At 73.3% G+C, this 17,989-nt stretch carries 19 protein-coding genes; 13 read left to right on the top strand and 6 right to left on the bottom strand.

The window, feature by feature from the left end; all coding sequences use genetic code 11:
• The 4 genes from atpD to RMN57_RS24960 all read left to right on the top strand — a co-directional run bounded on the left by atpD (position 1) and on the right by RMN57_RS24960 (position 3,487).
• A complete protein-coding gene (atpD, locus tag RMN57_RS24945) occupies positions 1 to 1,446 on the top strand; it encodes a F0F1 ATP synthase subunit beta (protein ID WP_313765552.1) in 1,446 nt (481 codons plus the stop codon).
• Positions 1,447 to 1,630: 184 nt separating this feature from the next.
• Complete coding sequence (locus RMN57_RS24950) at positions 1,631 to 2,014, top strand: F0F1 ATP synthase subunit epsilon (RefSeq protein ID WP_313765553.1); 384 nt, start codon at positions 1,631 to 1,633, stop codon at positions 2,012 to 2,014.
• Positions 2,015 to 2,162: 148 nt separating this feature from the next.
• Complete coding sequence (locus RMN57_RS24955) at positions 2,163 to 2,663, top strand: DUF2550 domain-containing protein (RefSeq protein WP_238865240.1); 501 nt, start codon at positions 2,163 to 2,165, stop codon at positions 2,661 to 2,663.
• Positions 2,664 to 2,914: 251 nt separating this feature from the next.
• Complete coding sequence (locus RMN57_RS24960) at positions 2,915 to 3,487, top strand: cob(I)yrinic acid a,c-diamide adenosyltransferase (protein ID WP_313765554.1); 573 nt, start codon at positions 2,915 to 2,917, stop codon at positions 3,485 to 3,487.
• A 36-nt stretch (positions 3,488 to 3,523) separates the two neighbouring features.
• Here the strand turns inward: RMN57_RS24960 and RMN57_RS24965 are convergent, their stop codons facing one another.
• Positions 3,524 to 4,114, bottom strand: a complete 591-nt coding sequence (locus RMN57_RS24965; RefSeq protein ID WP_313765555.1) for a hypothetical protein — start codon at positions 4,112 to 4,114, stop codon at positions 3,524 to 3,526.
• 155 nt (positions 4,115 to 4,269) lie between these two features.
• Here RMN57_RS24965 and RMN57_RS24970 point away from each other — a divergent pair, with 155 nt between their 5' ends.
• From RMN57_RS24970 to RMN57_RS24990, 5 genes are all read left to right on the top strand, one after another.
• Entirely contained in the window at positions 4,270 to 5,481 is a 1,212-nt protein-coding gene (locus RMN57_RS24970) for a histidine kinase (RefSeq protein ID WP_313765556.1), read from the top strand.
• A complete protein-coding gene (locus tag RMN57_RS24975; RefSeq protein ID WP_313765557.1) occupies positions 5,478 to 6,128 on the top strand; it encodes a response regulator transcription factor in 651 nt (216 codons plus the stop codon). Before RMN57_RS24970 ends, RMN57_RS24975 begins: the two co-directional genes overlap by 4 nt.
• Positions 6,129 to 6,307: 179 nt before the next feature.
• Complete coding sequence (locus RMN57_RS24980) at positions 6,308 to 7,177, top strand: 3-hydroxyacyl-CoA dehydrogenase family protein (RefSeq protein WP_313765558.1); 870 nt, start codon at positions 6,308 to 6,310, stop codon at positions 7,175 to 7,177.
• A gap of 371 nt (positions 7,178 to 7,548) precedes the next feature.
• Positions 7,549 to 7,893 (top strand): STAS domain-containing protein, encoded by a 345-nt coding sequence (locus tag RMN57_RS24985; protein WP_313765559.1) that lies wholly within the window; start codon positions 7,549 to 7,551, stop codon positions 7,891 to 7,893.
• 236 nt (positions 7,894 to 8,129) lie between these two features.
• On the top strand, positions 8,130 to 10,436 hold the full coding sequence (locus RMN57_RS24990) for an ATP-binding protein (RefSeq protein ID WP_313765560.1): 2,307 nt from the start codon (positions 8,130 to 8,132) through the stop codon (positions 10,434 to 10,436).
• Positions 10,437 to 10,457: 21 nt separating this feature from the next.
• Here the strand turns inward: RMN57_RS24990 and nucS are convergent, their stop codons facing one another.
• The gene (gene nucS / locus RMN57_RS24995; protein WP_238865223.1) at positions 10,458 to 11,117 is read right to left on the bottom strand and encodes an endonuclease NucS; all 660 of its coding nucleotides are present in this window, start codon (positions 11,115 to 11,117) and stop codon (positions 10,458 to 10,460) included.
• A 485-nt stretch (positions 11,118 to 11,602) separates the two neighbouring features.
• Here nucS and RMN57_RS25000 point away from each other — a divergent pair, with 485 nt between their 5' ends.
• Positions 11,603 to 11,995 carry an SCO5389 family protein gene (locus RMN57_RS25000; RefSeq protein ID WP_313765561.1) on the top strand — a complete coding sequence of 131 codons (393 nt, stop codon included), beginning with the start codon at positions 11,603 to 11,605 and terminating at the stop codon, positions 11,993 to 11,995.
• A gap of 80 nt (positions 11,996 to 12,075) precedes the next feature.
• Here the strand turns inward: RMN57_RS25000 and RMN57_RS25005 are convergent, their stop codons facing one another.
• Positions 12,076 to 13,389, bottom strand: coding sequence for an LLM class flavin-dependent oxidoreductase (locus RMN57_RS25005; protein WP_313765562.1), 1,314 nt, complete (start codon positions 13,387 to 13,389; stop codon positions 12,076 to 12,078).
• 228 nt (positions 13,390 to 13,617) lie between these two features.
• Here RMN57_RS25005 and RMN57_RS25010 point away from each other — a divergent pair, with 228 nt between their 5' ends.
• Positions 13,618 to 13,941, top strand: a complete 324-nt coding sequence (locus RMN57_RS25010) for an ATP/GTP-binding protein (RefSeq protein ID WP_380235463.1) — start codon at positions 13,618 to 13,620, stop codon at positions 13,939 to 13,941.
• Positions 13,942 to 13,964: 23 nt separating this feature from the next.
• Here the strand turns inward: RMN57_RS25010 and RMN57_RS25015 are convergent, their stop codons facing one another.
• Together RMN57_RS25015 and RMN57_RS25020 are read right to left on the bottom strand one after the other, a co-directional pair.
• The gene (locus RMN57_RS25015; protein WP_313765563.1) at positions 13,965 to 14,732 is read right to left on the bottom strand and encodes an ABC transporter permease subunit; all 768 of its coding nucleotides are present in this window, start codon (positions 14,730 to 14,732) and stop codon (positions 13,965 to 13,967) included.
• 1 nt (position 14,733) lies between these two features.
• Complete coding sequence (locus RMN57_RS25020) at positions 14,734 to 15,738, bottom strand: ABC transporter ATP-binding protein (RefSeq protein ID WP_313765564.1); 1,005 nt, start codon at positions 15,736 to 15,738, stop codon at positions 14,734 to 14,736.
• 93 nt (positions 15,739 to 15,831) lie between these two features.
• Here RMN57_RS25020 and RMN57_RS25025 point away from each other — a divergent pair, with 93 nt between their 5' ends.
• Together RMN57_RS25025 and RMN57_RS25030 are read left to right on the top strand one after the other, a co-directional pair.
• Positions 15,832 to 16,626: an alpha/beta hydrolase gene (locus tag RMN57_RS25025; protein WP_313765565.1), complete on the top strand. Its 795-nt coding sequence runs from the start codon at positions 15,832 to 15,834 to the stop codon at positions 16,624 to 16,626.
• Complete coding sequence (locus RMN57_RS25030; protein WP_313765566.1) at positions 16,623 to 16,976, top strand: hypothetical protein; 354 nt, start codon at positions 16,623 to 16,625, stop codon at positions 16,974 to 16,976. Before RMN57_RS25025 ends, RMN57_RS25030 begins: the two co-directional genes overlap by 4 nt.
• A 78-nt stretch (positions 16,977 to 17,054) precedes the next feature.
• On the opposite strand, the gene RMN57_RS25035 is transcribed toward RMN57_RS25030, so the two are convergent.
• Complete coding sequence (locus RMN57_RS25035; protein WP_313765567.1) at positions 17,055 to 17,984, bottom strand: cellulose-binding protein; 930 nt, start codon at positions 17,982 to 17,984, stop codon at positions 17,055 to 17,057.
• Between the last annotated feature and the right edge of the window lie 5 nt (positions 17,985 to 17,989).

Raw genomic sequence — 17,989 nt, forward strand, 5'->3', positions numbered from 1 at the left:
ATGACCACCACTGTTGAGCCGACCACGGCGACGGGCCGCGTCGCGCGGGTCATCGGCCCGGTCGTCGACGTGGAGTTCCCCGTCGACGCGATCCCGGACATGTTCAACGCCCTGCACGTCGAGGTGGACAACCCCGACGGCACGGGCAAGAAGACCCTGACCCTCGAGGTCGCCCAGCACCTCGGCGACGGCCTGGTCCGCGGCATCTCGATGCAGCCGACCGACGGCCTGGTCCGCGGTTCGCAGGTCACCGACACCGGTGCCGCCATCTCGGTGCCGGTCGGCCAGATCACCAAGGGCAAGGTGTTCAACGCCCTCGGTGAGGTGCTGAACGTCGACAAGGCGGAGTTCGAGTCGCAGGTCGAGGTCCGGTGGCCGATCCACCGCAAGGCCCCGAACTTCTCCGAGCTCGAGTCGAAGACCGAGATGTTCGAGACCGGCATCAAGGTCATCGACCTGCTCACCCCGTACGTCCAGGGTGGCAAGATCGGTCTGTTCGGTGGTGCCGGTGTCGGCAAGACCGTTCTGATCCAGGAGATGATCTACCGCGTCGCCGAGAACTTCGGTGGTGTGTCGGTGTTCGCCGGTGTCGGCGAGCGCACCCGTGAGGGCAACGACCTGATCCACGAGATGGTCGACTCGGGCGTTCTGGACAAGACCGCGCTGGTCTTCGGCCAGATGGACGAGCCGCCGGGCACCCGTCTGCGCGTGGCCCTGTCCGCGCTGACCATGGCGGAGTACTTCCGTGACGTCGAGAAGCAGGACGTGCTCCTCTTCATCGACAACATCTTCCGGTTCACCCAGGCCGGTTCCGAGGTGTCGACCCTGCTCGGCCGTATGCCCTCCGCGGTGGGTTACCAGCCGAACCTGGCCGACGAGATGGGCCTCCTGCAGGAGCGCATCACCTCGACCCGCGGTCACTCGATCACCTCGATGCAGGCGATCTACGTCCCCGCGGACGACCTGACCGACCCGGCGCCGGCCACCACCTTCGCCCACCTGGACGCGACCACCGTTCTCTCGCGTCCGATCTCGGAGAAGGGCATCTACCCGGCCGTCGACCCGCTGGACTCCACGTCCCGCATCCTCGACCCGCGGTACATCGCGCAGAACCACTACGACACGGCCGTCCGTATCAAGGGGATCCTGCAGAAGTACAAGGACCTCCAGGACATCATCGCGATCCTCGGTATCGACGAGCTGTCCGAGGAGGACAAGGTCACGGTTCACCGTGCCCGCCGCATCGAGCGCTTCCTCTCGCAGAACACCTACGTGGCGAAGCAGTTCACCGGTGTCGACGGCTCGACCGTTCCGCTGTCGGAGACCATCGAGGCCTTCAACGCGATCGCGGACGGCAAGTACGACGCCGTGCCGGAGCAGGCCTTCTTCATGTGCGGTGGCATCGAGGACCTCGAGAAGAACGCCGCCGAGCTCGCGAAGAAGTAGTCGCGGCCGGTAGCAGCTGAGTGACCGTGAGGGGTGGCCCCAGGCCCTGGGTGCCACCCCTCGCGTCGCATCGGCTGTGATTCCGGTCAAATCCGTGCCGCCGGTTTCATGCCGGGGGCGCGGGCCCGTTATTCTTACCGAAACTCCCGAGTAATCGGGTGTTGCATGAGCCTAGGAGCCCACGTTGGCTGAGCTGCACGTCGAGCTGGTCGCAGCCGACCGCAAGGTGTGGTCCGGTGCGGCCACCATCGTCGTCGCCCGTACGGCCTCCGGTGACACCGGCATCATGCCGGGTCACACCCCGGTGCTGAGCGTGCTGGAGACCGGCCCGGTCACCATCCGCACCACGGACGGCGGCACCGTGATCGCCGCGGTGCACGGCGGCTTCATCTCCTTCGCCGACAACAAGCTGTCTCTGCTCGCGGAGATCGCCGAGCTGGCGGACGAGATCGATGTCGCCCGTGCCGAGCGCGCGCTGGACAAGGCCAAGTCGGGCCTGGACGAGCACGCCGAGCGCCGCGCCGAGGTGCGGCTGTTCGCGGCGCGCGGTCTCAAGGCCCACGCCTGAGTGCGCCGGACCCTGGCTTAGCGGGGTCGACCGACGGTCCCGGGGACGCGTGAGCGTGACCCCGGGACTGTCGTCTCAGTTGGTAGGTCAACGCGGTCGCCTGATACGACCGGTACGGGGAACGCGGGTAGCGAGGAGGTAGGTGAGCATGGTCCTCGCCCTTGTGGTGTGTGCGGCGGTCGTGGCGCTGGGTGTGATCGGCCTGGTCGCGTTCGCGGTACGCCGCCGTGTGATCCAGCGGGCGGGCGGTACCTTCGACTGCAGCTACCGGCTCAAAATGCCCGCCGACGCCTCCACGCAGCCCGACCTCGACGAGAACGGCAAGCCCACCTCAGCCCCGGTCCCCCAGACCGACGGCAAGGGGTGGGTTTTTGGTATCGGCCGCTACAGCGGGGACTCGATCGAGTGGTTCCGGGTCTTCTCGTACGCCCCGCGCCCGCGCAAGGTGCTGCCGCGCCGGGAGATCGAGGTGCTCGGCCGGCGCTACCCGGAGGGTCAGGAGGAGCTGGCCCTGCTCTCCGGCTCGGTGGTGCTGCGCTGCCTGCACAACGGCGCGCCGCTGGAGCTGGCGATGAGCGAGGACGCGCTCACCGGCTTCCTGGCCTGGCTGGAAGCCGCCCCACCCGGGCAGAGGGTGAACGTCGCGTAGCGACGGCACCCTCGGGGTGGGGGTACCCCCGGCCGGAGGCTGGGGGCGGGTGAACGTCGCGTAGCGACGACACCCTCGGGGTGGGGGTACCCCCGGCCGGAGGCTGGGGGCGGGTGAACGTCGCGTAGCGACGACACCCTCGGGGTGGGGGTACCCCCGGCCGGAGGCTGGGGGCGGGTGAACGTCGCGTAGCGACGACACCCTCGGGGTGGGGGTTAACGGCGCTTAACCGGCCCGGCTACGCTGGCCGCATGGTCAATCTGACGCGCATCTACACCCGTACCGGCGACGACGGCACCACCGCGCTCGGCGACATGAGCCGGACCACCAAGACCGACCCGCGCCTGGTCGCGTACGCCGACACCAACGAGGCGAACGCCGCGATCGGGGTCGCCATCGCCGCCGGCGGGCTCGGCGAGGACGTCGCCGCGGTGCTCACCCGGGTGCAGAACGACCTCTTCGACGTCGGCGCCGACCTGGCCACCCCGGTCGTGGAGGACCCGAAGTACCCGCCGCTGCGGGTCCTGCAGACCTACATCGACCGGCTGGAGGCGGACTGCGACCACTTCCTGGAGCCGCTGGAGAAGCTGCGCAGCTTCATCCTCCCCGGCGGCACCGCCGGCGCGGCCTACCTGCACCTGGCCTGCACGGTGGTGCGCCGGGCCGAGCGGGCCACCTGGGCCGCGATCGAGGAGCACGGGGACACCGTGAACCCGCTCACCGCCAAGTACCTCAACCGGCTCTCCGACCTGCTGTTCATCCTCGCCCGGACGGCCAACAAGGAGCAGGGCGACGTGCTCTGGGTGCCGGGGGAGAACCGCTGAGCCGCCGCCGCGGCCGGTGAGCGGGCCGCGGCCCGCTCACCGGCCCTGCGGGACCTTCCAGCCGACCAGGTGGCCGTTCTCGACGATCGCGCCGGCCGGTGCCTCCTTGGGCCAGAGCGAGTAGCAGCCGGCCACGATCGCGTTGATCACGGCCGCCATGCCGAGCCTCACGTACCAGCCGGTGAAGTCGGAGAATTGGGCGGCGCCGGCGGAGAGCGGCACCAGCAGGGTGATCAGGGAGAGCGTGACGCCGGCCGAGACCGCCGTCCGGCCGGCGATCCGCCACTCGTGGCGGGTCCGCTCCGGGCCGTACTTGGGGGAGCGCGGGGGCTTGGGCCCGCCGGCGAAGCGGTGCTGGAACTGCCCGTCGGCCCAGCGGACGATGGACGGCCCGTAGCCGATCGAGAAGCCCGCGTAGCTCGCGGCCAGGGCGTGCGTCCAGCTCACGGCGGAGCCGCCGCGCAGGTCGACGACGGTGAGGGCGAACAGCGTCAGGTCCACCACCGGCAGGCCGACCAGCAGCACGGTGCTCAGGGCCCGCAGGCGCAGCAGGTAGCGGGTGGCCAGACCGAGGCCGAGCAGCACCCAGAAGGCGACCTCGGCCGCGACGATCAGTGTGACGATCATGATGTGCACCCCGTTTCCACGATGCCTCCAGCCTCCCGGGCGCGGGCGCGCCCGGCGTCGTCGCCGGAGCCGAACCGGGCCTGCATCTTTCGATGTACCGCGGCTCCTCCGCGCACCCGAGCCGGGGGCCGGTCCGGGGATGATCTGATGGGGCCGTGCGCAGACCGACACTCACCCCGCGGCAGGAGGACCGGGCGATCGCGCTCTTCGGGTTGCTCGGGGGGCTGCTGCTGATCGCTCTGAAGGTGTACGACCACTCCTCGGCGATCCCGCGCTGGGCGACCGTCCCGGCGCTGCTGGTGATGGCGGCGCTGGAGCTGGTCCGGCGCACCCGTCCGGTGCTCACCGTGACGGTCGGCGGGTTCGCCTTCGCGGTGAGCATCTTCACCGGCGCCCTGCTGGCGACCAGCCTGATGTACACCGACCTGCTGTACGCCGCGGTGCTGTACGGCACCCCGAAGATGTCGCGGATCCTGCACCTCACCGGTGCGGCCTCGGTACTGGTGCTCTCCACGCTGGTGCTGGTCTACAGCGACGCCTCCAACGCGGTGGCCGTCGTGGTGCTGGCCACGCTGATCTACCTGGCGCCGGTCTGGACCGGCGACCTGGTGCGCAAGCACCGCGAGGAGGCGGACACCCAACGGCTGCGCGCCGAACAGACCGCGCTGCTCTCCGAGATGGACCGGCGCGAGGCGGTGAGCGCCGAACGGGCCCGGATGGCCCGCGAGTTGCACGACGTGGTGGCCAACCACCTGTCGGCGATCGCGATCCACGCCACCGGCGCGCAGTCGGTGGCCCGGCGCCGCCAACGGCCCGAGGACGACCCGCTGGTGGAGGCGCTGGGGGTGATCCGGGAGAACAGCGTCCAGGGTTTGGCCGAAATGCGCCGCATGATCGGGCTGCTGCGGGACAGCGGCGGGGGCGAGGCCGACGAGTCCTACGCCGCGCCCGACCTCCGGGCCGTCGACGCGCTGCTGGCCAAGGCCCAGGCGGCCGGCCAGGACGTCGGGCTGGACTTCGAGCTCACGGAGAGTGGCGAGCGGGGTGAGCTGGCCGTGCCGGTCGGGCTGGCGGCGTACCGGATCGTGCAGGAGTCGCTGACCAACGCGCTCAAGCACGCCGGGCCGGGCCGGGTCCTGGTGCGGCTCGACTACCGGCCGGAGGAGCTGCGGATCGCCGTCGACAGCCCGTACCGCAGGGGCGCGGGCCAGGAGCTGCCCGGGGCCCGGGCGGGCATGGTGGGGATGCGGGAGCGGGCCGGGCTGCTCGGCGGCAGTTTCGCGGCCGGCCCGGAGGGCGACTGCTGGGAGGTGCGCGCGGTGCTGCCGCGCGCCCTGGTGACCGAGACCAAGGAGGGGCGGGCATGACGATCCGGGTGCTGGTGGCGGAGGACCAGGCGGCGGTGCGGACCGCGCTGGTGATGATCCTGCGGGCCGAGCCGGACCTGGAGGTGGTCGGGCAGGCCGCGGACGGCGAGGAGGCGGTGCGGCTCGCGCTGGAGCTCAAGCCCGACGTGGTCCTGATGGACGTGCAGATGCCCCGCCTGGACGGGGTCTCGGCGACCCGCCAGGTGGTCTCCGCCGGGGCGGCCCAGGTGCTGGTGCTGACCACCTTCGACCTGGACGAGTACGTCTACGGCGCACTGCGGGCCGGAGCGGCCGGGTTCCTGCTCAAGGACCTGGAGGCGGACACCCTGGTGGAGGGCATCCGGACGGTGGCGCGCGGGGACGGCATGCTGGCCCCGTCCGTGACCAGGCGGCTGATCGGCACCTTCGCCCGCCCGGAGCGCACGGTCGGACCGGCGGTGCGGGATGCCGTGTCCGGCCTCACACCGCGCGAGCGGGAGGTGCTGGCCTGCATCGGCGCCGGGCTCTCCAACGGCGAGATCGCCGGGCGGCTGGCGATGGCGGAGGCGACCACCAAGACGCACGTCAGCCGGATCCTGGCCAAGCTGCAGCTGCGCAGCCGGGTGCAGGCGGCGATCCTGGCGCAGGACATCGGTCTGACCATCTGATCGACCGACCTGCTCGTCCGACCGGGTCGGTCACAGATCACACTCCCGGTTGCCACCACGGCGCGCCGATCGGCACTAAAGTCGCGCGGTGAGCGATGCGGCTCGCGGTGGGTGACCCCTGCGCTGAGCCGCCTTCAGGGCCCGCCCGCAGGGCGGCGACGGCATCGGGAGACCCAGCCATGAGCAATGCGTCCAGCCAGCAGATCGCCGTGATCGGCGCCGGCCTCATGGGAGCCGGCATCGCCCAGGTCTCCGCCCAGGCCGGCCACCCGGTGGTGCTGCGGGACGTGACCGAGGAGGCGCTGCAGCGCGGCCTCGCGGGCATCCGCGCCTCGTACGAGAAGTTCGTCGCCAAGGGCAGGCTGTCGGCCGAGGACGCCGAGGCGGCGCTGGGCCGGATCACCACCACCACCGACCTGGGCGCGGTCGCCGAGGCCGACATCGTGGTCGAGGCGGTCTTCGAGCAGCTGGAGGTCAAGGAGGGCGTCTTCCGGGAGCTCGACAAGCTGGCCAAGGACGGCGCGGTGCTGGCCTCCAACACCTCGGCCATCCCGATCACCCGGATCGCCGCCGCCACCCAGCGCCCCGAGTCGGTCGTCGGCGTGCACTTCTTCTCCCCGGTGCCGATGATGAAGCTGGTCGAGCTGGTCCGCGGCTACAAGACCAGCGACGAGACGCTGGCCACCGTCCGCGCCTTCGCCGAGGGCGTCGGCAAGGAGGTCGTGGTGGTCAACCGCGACGTCGCCGGCTTCGTCACCACCCGCCTGATCACCGCGCTGGTCGTCGAGGCCGCCAAGCTCTACGAGTCGGGCGTGGCGACCGCCGAGGACATCGACACCGCCTGCCGGCTCGGTTTCGGCCACGCGATGGGCCCGCTGGAGACCGCCGACCTGACCGGCGTCGACATCCTGCTGCACGCCGCCCGGAACATCTACGCCGAGACCCAGGACGAGAAGTTCGCCGCGCCGGAGATCATGGCGCGCATGGTCACCGCCGGTGACCTGGGCCGCAAGAGCGGCCGGGGCTTCTACCCGCACCCGGCCAAGTGACCCGCCCGGACGCGTGACGCGGCGGGTCGCGCGGTCGCAGGACCGTACGGCCCGCCCCCCGAGGGCGGGTGAGTTTCCTCACGCCGGGTGCCGCAGACGGGTGATTTGGGCGGTAATCGAGCGTAGGTGTGGAGAGTACCTGCGTATATTCCCTCGGACGAGTGAAGTTGCTTCAGATCTGGCCGGAACCAGCAACCTGCGGACCTGGTTCCCCGTCAGATGAGGGGGAACCCGGCCCAGCCGACGACGCTGCGGCCGGGCCCGGGCGCGGGGCTTCAGGCCCGCCCGGACGGACACCGCCCGACCCCGGACCCGGCACGGCCGGGGCGGGCCGACCTGTACCAGTGACCCGCCAGGCGGAGGAGGAGACCATGCGCATCACGGGCGACCACGCGGCGCTGGCCATCGAAGGCCGCCTCGACGTGCGCACCGCCGCCGACGCGCGGGTCCGGCTGCACCAGGCCGTCGACGGCGGGCTGGGGGACCTCGTCCTGGACCTCGCCCGGCTGGAGTTCTGGGACGCCACCGGTCTCGGCGTGATCATGGGCACCCACCGGCGGGCCGGCCGGATCGGCCGGCGGCTGGTGCTGCGCTCCGTCCCGGCCCAGCTCCAGCGGCTGCTGGTCGCCACCCGGCTGCACCGCATCCTCGCCGTCGAGGGCGTGGTCGCCGAGGCCCGCGGTGCGACCCTGCCTGCACTGGGACCGGCCCTCTAGACCTTCTCCGCTCCGCCGCGGACCCTCCGTACGCTGCCGAAAGGCCCTCCGTCGGCCCCGGACCGCCTTCGGGGCGGGACCGCCCTGCACGCGCGCGGGCGGATGTGCAAGAGTCTGCCGTCAGATAACACGGCCGCCGGGCCCGGGAGCGGCTCCCCGGCCCGCCGCCGGGCGGGGTGCCCGGCCCGGACGCGGCCGTACGCAGTCGTCGGCAGGACAAAGGGGCGGAGCAGATCGTGGGACAGCCAACCGGTGAGTTCCGGCAGGAGGCCGTGCGCACCCGGGGCGGTGAGCTGGTCTCCGGCGGCCTGCTCGTGACGGTCGGCACCCCGGACGGCTCCGAGGTCCGCCCCTGCCCCGAGGAGTGGCGCCCGCAGCCGCGCCGGATCGGGCGCAGCGAGCCCGCCCGCGGCCCGGTCGGCGGCCCCGGCCGCGCGGTCGGCCCGCTCGCCCTCGGCGCCGGCCCCGCCGACCTGCCGCTGCTCGACCGCGAGGCGGACGTCGCCCAGCTGCTCGGCCTGCTCGCCGAGGGCCGCTCGATACGCCTGGTCGGCCAGGCCGGCTCGGGCCGCAGCGCCCTGCTCTCCGCCGTGGCCGAGGCGGCCGGCGACCTCGCGCCGGGCGGCGTCGTCCAGCTCTGCGGGCACCACCGCACCGCCGCCGACCTGCTCCAGGACCTCTTCGCCGCCACCCACCACGCCCCCGGCTTCCGCCCCGACCCCGGGCAGCTCGCCGCGCACCTCGCCCGGGTCGGCGCCGTCGTGGTGATCGACGAGGTCGAGCCCACCGGCGCCGAACTGGAGCAGCTGCTCGCGGCCGCTCCCGACTGCGCCTTCCTGATCTCCGCCGCGCCCGACAGCCCGCTGCTGCCGGCCGACTCCCGGCTCCAGGACCACCCCGTCGCCGGCCTCTCCCGGGCCGCGTGTCTCGCGCTCGCCGCCCGGCTGGCCGGGCGGCCCCTGGACGCGGCCGAGAAGGCCTGGGCGGTCGACCTCTGGTTCGAGTCCGAGGGGCTTCCGCTGCGCTTCGTCCAGGCCGCCGCACTGCTGCGGCAGCGGGACGTCGCGGTCGACGCGCTGGTGGCGGCGGAGGAGGACCGGCTGGACGTCTTCGGTGCGGTCCGGGCGCCCGTCCACGACCCCGATCCGGCGGTCCGCGAGGGCGAGCTGCGCGGCAGGGTCCCGCTGCCGTCGGTGGCCGAGACCGCCTCGCCGGCGGTCCGGCTCGCAGAGGGGCTGAGCGAGCCGGCCCAGGCCGTGCTGCGCCTCGCGGTGGCGCTCGGCGGCGAGTGCCCGACCGCCCCGCACCTGCCCGCGCTGATCGACGTCGGCCAGGGCGAGAGCGCGCTGCACGAACTCGCCGACGCCGGGCTGGCGGTGTCCATCGGCGGCCACCACCGGCTGACCGCCGGCGCGCTCGAACTGCTCGCCCCGCAGTGGCCGGCCCGCGGCTGCACCGACGGTGCGGCCCAGCACTTCGCCTGGTGGGTCGGGCACAGCTCGGTCTCGCTGGAGCAGATCGCGGCCGAGGCGGAGGTGGTGATCGGCGTCCTGCTGGCCGACCGGACCGCCGGCCGGCACGCCTCCGTCGTCCGGCTGGCCCGCGCGGCGGCCCCCGCGCTGGCGCTGGCGCTGCGCTGGGGCGCCTGGGAGCGGGTGCTGGATCTGGGCCTGGAGGCGGCCCGCGCGACCGGTTCCAAGGCTGACGAGGCCTGGTTCCACCACGAGCTGGGCGTGTTCGCGGTTTGCGTCCAGGAGCCCGGGCGGGCGACGGCAGAGCTGGAGACCGCACTGACGCTGCGGGCCGCCGTGGGCGAGCCGCGCGGGGCCGCGGCCGCCCGCCGGATGCTCGACCTGCTGCGCGCCGAGGGGCGGCAGCTCCCGTCCGGCGGGCCGGCCGCCCCGGCGCCGCCCCGGCGGCCCGTCATCCGGGCGATCGCGCAGGTGCCGTGGCGCTTCAAGACGACCCCGGGCACGGCCGGGCGCACCCGGCGGACGGCGATCGCCGCCTCGGCGGCGGTGCTGGCGATCGGGGTGCTCGGCACCGCGGTGGCGCTGACCGTGGCCGGCCCGGAGGAGCACCGGGGGAACGATCCGCACAGCAGCTCGGACGACGGCACCGGCGTGCCCGCCGGGCGGCCCTCGCCGCGGCCGAGCCTCAGCCCGGCGGCGGGCGCGGCGTCCCCGGAGAGCCCGGGCGAGTCGCCGACCGCGGACGAGACCGAGCCGGAGCCCTCGGCGAGCACGAGCGGGCCGTCGCACTCGCCGTCGGCGTCGAAGAAGCCGAGCAAGTCGCCGACCGCGGGCGAGACCGCGACCCCGCAGCCGTCCACCCCGGGTCAGCCGGCCCAACCGCCGGTCGTGCCGCCCGTGCAGACCCCGGTCCAGCCGGGCCCGCCGTCCGTGACGCACGGGCCGGCCCCGAGCCCGAGCTCCTCGCCGACCACGCCGTCCACCTCGCCGTCGGCGAGCAGCAGCCCCCCGGGTACGCCGACGCCGACGGGCTCGGCGAGCCCGTCGGCGTCACCGACCACCTCCCCGTGACGGATCAGGGGGAGGCCCCGGTCAGAACAGCTTCAGCTTGTCGTCGTCGATGCCGCGCAGCCCGTCGTAGTCCAGCACCACGCAGCCGATGCCGCGGTCGGTGGCCAGCACGCGGGCCTGCGGCTTGATCTCCTGCGCGGCGAAGACGCCCTTCACCGGGGCGAGCAGCGGGTCGCGGTTGAGCAGCTCCAGGTAGCGGGTCAGCTGCTCGACGCCGTCGATCTCGCCGCGCCGCTTGATCTCCACGGCGACCGTGGTGCCGTCCGAGTCGCGGCAGAGGATGTCGACCGGGCCGATGGCGGTGGGGTACTCGCGGCGGATCAGCGACCAGCCGACGCCCAGCACCTCCATCCGGTCCGCCAGCAGCTCCTGCAGGTGCGCCTCGACGCCGTCCTTGATCAGGCCCGGGTCCACCCCGAGCTCGTGGGAGGAGTCGTGCAACACCTCCTCCAGCGTGATGATGAGCTTCTCGCCGGCCTTGTTCTCCACCGTCCAGACCCCGTCGGCCTCCTTGAGGGCGCACGGCGGGGACATCCAGTTGAGCGGCTTGTAGGCGCGGTCGTCGGCGTGGATGCTGACGCTGCCGTCGGCCTTGACCAGGATGAGCCTGGTGGCGGAGGGCAGGTGGGCGGAGAGCCGACCGGCATAGTCGACTGAGCAGCGGGCAATTACGAGACGCACGGTCGACCACGCTAGCTCACCGGGGCCACTTGATGCGATTCCGCGACGACCGGGTGAAGAATCCGCGAACCCCGCGACCATGGGAGCCTCGGCGATCCGGCGAACGTGCGTCGGCACCCTGGCGCGCACACCCATGGACGGCTACGGTGTGTGACGGCATGCTCGCAGGTGCGCTGTCTACGGGGATGGAGACTTCAGATGAACGATCCGACGGTATCCGGCCAATCTGGTGCACCGAGGCGTATTTGCGGAGCAATCCGAAGGAACCACCGGCCTGGTCCGCCGCCGACTGCCACGCTGTTCTGAGCGGCCGGCGCTCCCGACACGTCCCCGGACACGTCCTGGGCGCGGCCGCCTTCGCACGGTGCCGGAAACAGCCGCCCGACGGCGTTCCGGACACCACGCGCGATGACGCCCACCACCCTCAGCTGGACTTACGCATCACCACCCGGGCGCCGCGCGGGTGGACCGTGAGAGGAGAACCCATGTCGCTCGACGTCTCACCGGCCCTGCTGGAGAAGGCCGAGCAGGGCGAGGTCGACGAGCGGGAATTCGTCGACTGCGTCCGCGTCTCCCTGCCGTACGCCTGGGAGCTGATCAGCTCGCTGGTCGCGCAGGCGAAGGTCGACGGCACCGACTTCGCCGACAACCATGTACCGCCGCCCAGCGAGCAGGCCCGCGGCCAGCTCCTCCGGGCCCTCGCCAGCGACGCGATCCGGGGCGCCCTGCAGCGCCACTTCGGCGTCCAGCTGGCCTTCCAGAACTGTCACCGGGTGGCGGTGTTCCTGCCGTCGAACGCCAACCGGGCGCGGTTCGAGCGCTTCACGTCCGTCCGGGAGCAGCTGCTGAACCAGTCCGAGGAGCTCCGGGACTGCTGACCGGCCGCCGGGCCCGCCGCGCAGCGGGCCGGACCGCCGAGGGCCGCCCCGCTCCCCGCGACGGGGGCGGGGCGCCGGAGTCAGCCCAGCTGCGGCAGGACCTCGGAGCCGAGCCGGGCGATGTTGTGCAGGGTCGCCTCGCGGTCGCCGCTGCCCTCGGCGAGCAGCGCGAAGCGGCGGATGCCGGTCCGCTCGGCGGTGGCCAGCAGCCGGTCGGCGCACTGCTTCGGGGTGCCGACCGCGTGCAGGTCGCAGAGGAGCTCGGTGTACTGGTGCGGGTCGCGCATCTTGCGCTCCCGGCCGTCCACGGTGCGGTGGGCGCCGAGCCCGTACTCGAACCAGCCCGGCATCGACCGCAGCAGGGTGTCCCGGGCCGTCGCCGTGCGGTCGTCCACCTGGGCCACGCCGGCGGCGACGTGCTGGCGCTCGACCCGGCGCAGCTGCTCCTCGCCGCGCCCGGCGGCCCGCCAGGACTCCCGGTACAGCTCCAGCATCTGCAGCTTGTCCTCGTCGCCGGAGTGCATGCCGAGCAGCATCGGCAGCCCGCGCTCGGCGGCCAGCCGGACCCCGCCGGGGGAGGTGCAGGCGACCACCACCGGCGGTCCGGCCACCGGGCGCCCCGTGGCGGTGAGTTCCCCGCCGGCGTCGTCCGCGTCGGCGTCCTTGCGCTGGCGGGGGAACCGCAGCAGGCCGGACTGGTCGCCGAGGCCGAGCCAGGTGCCGAGGTCCGGCCGCCGCGGCGGTTCGGCGGCCCGCGGCACCACGGCCACCTCGGGGAAGTCGAACTGCGGGCCGTCCGCGCCCACCCGGGAGCCGCGCAGCCACCGCAGCAGCAGGTCGAGCCGCTCCGGGAAGCCCCGTTCGAAGGCGTCCACACCGCTGCCGAAGACGTCCAGGTCGATCCACGGGCCGCCGCGGCCCACGCCGAGGGTGAACCGGCCGCCGGAGGTGAGGTGCAGCAGGGCGGCTTGCTCGCCGAGTGCGACCGGATGGGCGGTGGAGAGCACGCTGACCGCCGTGCCGACGCCGATCCGGCGGGTGCGGCCGAGCAGCAGTGCGGCGAGCGTGGCGGCGTTCGGGCAGACCCCGTACGGGACGAAGTGGTGTTCGGCCAGCCAGACGCTGTCCAGGCCCGCGTGCTCGGCCTCCACGGCGGCCCGGACGGTGCGGTCCAGCGCCTCGCCGTGGGTCTGGCCGGGGAACTGTGCCGAGAGCAGGAAGACGCCGACGCGTACCGGCGCGGTGTCCGCGGGCAGGGCGGCGGCGCGCTGCGGCGCGGGCGCCGGGGTGCCCGGGGCGGCGGTCACCGGGCCGCCGGGCGCCAGCGCGGGGCCGGCGGGCGGTCGGGCCCCGACGGGCCGACGGGTCTGGGCACGGGCGCTGGTCTTCGTCATGGGGTGGCCTCCTCGGGTGCGCGCAGGGTCTGCGGTCCCCGCCTGTCCCCTTGTGAGTAACCGATGTCATGTGCCAATGGCACGCGGAACCACGAATTTCACAGAAGAACGGGTGGATATCACCGGAAACACCGGAGTGTCGGGTGATGCCGTGATAGTGGCCCTGGGGAGGAGTCAGCGGCCGTAGGCTGGAACGGTTCCGAGCCCCCCGAGAGAGGTAGCACCGACGTGTCGCCCCGCCGCAACCGGATCAAGAGCGCCGCCGATCGCGACCCGGCGGAGCAGGCCGCCCCGCTGGGCGGCTCACTGCGCCGCACCGAGAACTACCTCGGCGAGGACTGGGTGGTGCAGACGGTGGCCGGCACGGCCGGACGGCACTACCGCTGCCCGGGCTGCGACCAGGAGATCCCGCCCGGCGTCGGCCACGTGGTGGCCTGGCCGATGCACGGCGCCGGGGTGGACGACCGCCGGCACTGGCACCGGGCCTGCTGGGGCGCCCGCGAGCGCCGGGCCTCCAACCTGCAACGCGGACGCGGCGCCCCCCGCTACTGAGGGCGCCGCGTCCGGGGGGCCGGTCAGGCGTCGCGCTTCTTCAGCACCAGCGCGCCGCCCACCAGGGCGGCCAGCGTCCAGGTCAGGCAGATCGCGAACCCGGCCCACGGGCCGTACGGCTGGCCGTGCTGCTCGTAGACCAGCAGCATCCGCGAGCCCGCGTAGTCCGGGAAGTAGTGGGCGAGCGTCTTGACCTTCGGCACCGCCGAGAGGATCGGCGAGAGCAGGAAGAAGAACGGCACCAGCACGCCCAGGGCCAGCGTCTGGTTGTGCAGCATCGCGGTGACGCCGGCCGAGAAGAGGCAGAGCATCGTCAGGTAGAGCGCGGCGCCGAACACCGCGCGCAGCACGTGCGGCTCGGTGAGGCTGGTGGAGTGCTCGCCCAGCAGCGCCTGGCCGACGAAGAACGTGATGAACGCGGTGACCAGGGCGACGGCGAAGGCCAGGGCGCCGAGCACCACGGCCTTGCCGGTCAGCAGCGTGCCGCGCTGCGGGACGGCGGCCAGGGTGACCCGGATCATCCCGCTGCTGTACTCGTTGCCGATCGCCAGTACGCCGAAGACGATGATGGCCAGTTCGCCGAGCATGATGCCGGAGAAGGCCGTCCCGGTGGCGTCGAACGGGGTCTCCTCGCCGCGCCGGAACTCCGCGAAGTTGTTGTTGGTCAGCAGGGACAGCAGCGCGCCCAGGCCGACGGTGACGACGAAGGCGAGGGCGAGCGTCCAGACCGTCGAGCGGACGCTGCGGATCTTGGTCCACTCGGAGCGCAGGATCGCCGGGAAGGACGCCATCTCAGTTCTCCTCCGTGCCGCGGGCGGCCGGCTGCCGCGCCGCACCGCCCTGCCAGTTGGCGCCCCAGGCACCGGCCGCGCCGGCCGCGTCGCGGCCCTCGCCGGCCCCGGCGTGGTACTCCACCGAGTCGGCCGTCATCTGCATGAACGCCTCCTCCAGGGAGGCCTGTTGGGGGCTGAGCTCGTGCAGCACCACCCCGTGGGTGGCGGCCAGCTCGCCGAGCTCGGCGAGGTCGCCGTCGACGACCTCGTACGAGCCGCCCAGGCCGGGCTCGTGCCGGATCCCGGCCCCGGCCAGCACGTCCAGCAGCCGCTCGGGCTGCGGGGTGCGCAGCCGGACCGCGGAGCGGGAGTTGTGCCGGATGAACTCGGCCATCGGCATGTCGGCGAGCAGCCGCCCCTTGCCGATGACGACCAGGTGGTCGGCGGTGACGGCCATCTCGCTCATCAGGTGCGAGGAGACGAAGACGGTGCGGCCCTCGCCGGCGAGCCGCTTCATGAGGTTGCGGATCCAGAGGATGCCCTCCGGGTCGAGCCCGTTGACCGGTTCGTCGAACATCACGATCTCGGGGTCGCCGAGCAGCGCCGAGGCGATGCCCAGGCGCTGGCCCATGCCGAGCGAGAAGCCCCGGGCGCGCTTGCGCGCCACCGAGGTGAGGCCGACCAGGGAGAGCACCTCGTCGACCCGGGCGGCCGGGATGCGGTTGCTCTGGGCCAGCCAGAGCAGGTGGTCGCGGGCGGTGCGGCCCGGGTGGACCGCCTTCGCCTCCAGCAGCGCTCCGATGTACTTCAGGGGCTCGCTGAGCTGTCCGTATCTCCTGCCGTCGATGGTGACCCGGCCGGCCGTGGGCCGGTCCAGGTCGAGGATCATCCGCATCGTGGTGGACTTGCCCGCGCCGTTGGGCCCGAGGAAGCCGGTGACCACCCCCTGCGGTACCCGGAAGCTCAGCCGGTCCACGGCGAGGGTCTTCCCGTAGCGTTTCGTCAGGTCGTGCAACTCGATCATCCGCGCTCCCTTACTCTCCGTCAGGCTATGACAAACCGGACGGGGTGGCCCGCTGAGTGGGCCCGCCGGGCGCACCGGAATACGGTGGGCCCCATGACCCAGCTCCCCTCCGCAGTGTCCGTCCGCGAGAGCGGTTCCGGAACACCCCTCGTGCTGCTGCACGCCTTCCCGCTCGACGCATCGATGTGGTCCGCCCAACTGGACGCCCTGCCCGGACCGACCGGCCACCGGGCCCGGGTGCTCGCCCCCGACCAGCGCGGCTTCGGCGGCACCGAGCTGGGCACCGGCGAGCCCTCGCTGGACGCGGTCGCCGACGACGTCGCCCTGCTGCTGGACGCGGCCGGGATCGAGCGGGCCGTGGTCGGCGGCCTCTCGATGGGCGGGTACGTCGCGCTGGCCTTCGCCCGCCGCCACCCGGACCGGCTGGCCGGCCTGCTGCTGGCCAACACCAGGGCCACCGCCGACGCCGAGGCGGTCCGTGCCAACCGGGAGCGGATCGCCGCCGCGGTGCTGGCCCGCGACAGCGTCCAGCTGCTGCTGGACGAGAAGACGGCGGCGAACCAGCTCGGCCCGGACTCCGGCCACCTGGTCGAGCGGGTGCAGAAGATGGTCGCCGGGGCGGCGCCGGCCGCGGTCGCCTGGGCGCAGCGGGCGATGGCGGCCCGGCTGGAGGCCCTGGACGTGCTGGCCGGTCTCCGGGTGCCGACCGCGGTGGTGGCGGGGGAGCAGGACGGCCTGGTGCCGCTCTCCGAGGCCGATCTGATGGTCCGGGCGCTGCCGGCCGCCGAGCTGACCGTCATCCCCGGCGTGGGCCACCTGAGCGCGCTGGAGGCGCCCGAGGAGTTCAACGCCGCCGTGTGCCGACTGCTGGAGCGGGTGGCGGGATGAGCGGGCGCAGCGGGGAGCGGGGCGACGGGACGAACGAGCCCGCCGGGGAGCCGGGTGCCTGGGACTTCTCGGCACTGGAGGTCACCGGCCGGATGCCCGTCACCAACCGCGGGGAGAGCCTGGTCGAGCTGACCCTGGAGCCGCTCGGCGAGGACTACTGGCTCCGCCCGGGGGAGACGTTCATCGTCACCTCGTACGGGGACTACGGCTCGGGGCACCCCTTCGAGGTGCAGTACTGGCCGGACTCGGTGTCGGTCTGGTGCACCTCGTGGTTCGGCACCGTCTCGGACGACGACGGCAACCAGCTCAGCTGCGGCCACCAGCGGCCGGACGGGGCCTACCCGCGCTGAGGCGCGGCTGCCGGCCGGCAGCGGACAGCGGAACGGGCCCCCGCCCCGGGAGGGGTGGGGGCCCGTTCGGCCGGAGCGTCAGCGCGACTGCTGGGCGGGCACGCCCATGGTGTCGTCGTTCGGCAGCGAGGCGGCGGCCACGGCCGCGCCGGTCAGCGTCGCCAGCATCTCGCGGACGTTGGTCAGCTGGGCGTTGATGCTGTCGCGGCGGTTGGTGAGCGCCGCCAGCTCGCGCTCGGATTCGCTGCGGATCCGGTCAGCCTTGGCGTTGGCGTCGGCCACGATGTCCTCGGACTGGCGCTGGGCCGTCTCGACGGTCTGGCGGGCCCGGCGCTCGGCGTCGGTGCGCAGCTTCTCGGCCTCCAGGCGCAGCTGCTCGGCCCGGTGCTCGATCTCGGCGAGGCGCTTCTCGGCCTTGGCCTGACGGGCGGCCAGGTCGCGCTCGGACTGCTCCCGGCGCTTGGCCAGGTTGGTCTCGAACTCCAGCGCGGCCTGGGCGGCCTTGGTGCGGGTCTCCTCGAAGAGGGCGTCCGCCTCCTCGCGCTTGTTCTGCGCGTCCTTGTTGGCCTCGGCACGCAGCTGGGCGGCGTCGCTCTTGGCCTTGTCGACGATCCGCAGGCCCTCGTCCTCGGCCTTGGCCTTGCGGTCCTTGGCGTAGTTCTCGGCCTCGGTGCGGACCTGCTGCGCAGCGGCCTCGGCGAGCTCGCGGTGCTGCTCGGAGGCGCGGTGCGCCTCGTCGCGCAGGTCCTTGGCCTCCTCCTCGGCGAGACGCAGGATCTTCTCGACCCGGGCACCGAGACCGGCGTACGACGGCTCCTGCTCGGCGACCGCCGCCTGGGCGGTCTGGGTCTCCAGGTGGAGCTCCTCGATGCGCTTCTCCAGCGCGCTGATCCGGGTCAGCGCACTGTCACGGTCGGCCACCAGCTTGGTGATCCGCTCGTCGACCTGGGCACGCTCGTACCCACGGCGCACCAGGTCGAAGCCGTGAGGGGAGTGACTGTCGCTCATGGGGT

The sequence above is a fragment of the Kitasatospora sp. CM 4170 genome (assembly GCF_032110285.1).
In the GTDB taxonomy this organism is placed as follows: domain Bacteria; phylum Actinomycetota; class Actinomycetes; order Streptomycetales; family Streptomycetaceae; genus Kitasatospora; species Kitasatospora aburaviensis.

Excerpts from the sequence above, each read along its gene's own strand:
- atpD (WP_313765552.1), top strand. The coding sequence starts at position 1 with ATGACCACCACTGTTGAGCCGACCACGGCGACGGGCCGCGTCGCGCGG.
- RMN57_RS24955 (WP_238865240.1), top strand. The coding sequence starts at position 2,163 with ATGGTCCTCGCCCTTGTGGTGTGTGCGGCGGTCGTGGCGCTGGGTGTG.
- RMN57_RS24960 (WP_313765554.1), top strand. The coding sequence starts at position 2,915 with ATGGTCAATCTGACGCGCATCTACACCCGTACCGGCGACGACGGCACC.
- RMN57_RS24965 (WP_313765555.1), bottom strand. The coding sequence starts at position 4,114 with ATGATCGTCACACTGATCGTCGCGGCCGAGGTCGCCTTCTGGGTGCTG.
- RMN57_RS24975 (WP_313765557.1), top strand. The coding sequence starts at position 5,478 with ATGACGATCCGGGTGCTGGTGGCGGAGGACCAGGCGGCGGTGCGGACC.
- RMN57_RS24980 (WP_313765558.1), top strand. The coding sequence starts at position 6,308 with ATGAGCAATGCGTCCAGCCAGCAGATCGCCGTGATCGGCGCCGGCCTC.
- RMN57_RS24985 (WP_313765559.1), top strand. The coding sequence starts at position 7,549 with ATGCGCATCACGGGCGACCACGCGGCGCTGGCCATCGAAGGCCGCCTC.
- RMN57_RS25000 (WP_313765561.1), top strand. The coding sequence starts at position 11,603 with ATGTCGCTCGACGTCTCACCGGCCCTGCTGGAGAAGGCCGAGCAGGGC.
- RMN57_RS25005 (WP_313765562.1), bottom strand. The coding sequence starts at position 13,389 with ATGACGAAGACCAGCGCCCGTGCCCAGACCCGTCGGCCCGTCGGGGCC.
- RMN57_RS25015 (WP_313765563.1), bottom strand. The coding sequence starts at position 14,732 with ATGGCGTCCTTCCCGGCGATCCTGCGCTCCGAGTGGACCAAGATCCGC.
- RMN57_RS25020 (WP_313765564.1), bottom strand. The coding sequence starts at position 15,738 with ATGATCGAGTTGCACGACCTGACGAAACGCTACGGGAAGACCCTCGCC.
- RMN57_RS25025 (WP_313765565.1), top strand. The coding sequence starts at position 15,832 with ATGACCCAGCTCCCCTCCGCAGTGTCCGTCCGCGAGAGCGGTTCCGGA.
- RMN57_RS25030 (WP_313765566.1), top strand. The coding sequence starts at position 16,623 with ATGAGCGGGCGCAGCGGGGAGCGGGGCGACGGGACGAACGAGCCCGCC.
- RMN57_RS25035 (WP_313765567.1), bottom strand. The coding sequence starts at position 17,984 with ATGAGCGACAGTCACTCCCCTCACGGCTTCGACCTGGTGCGCCGTGGG.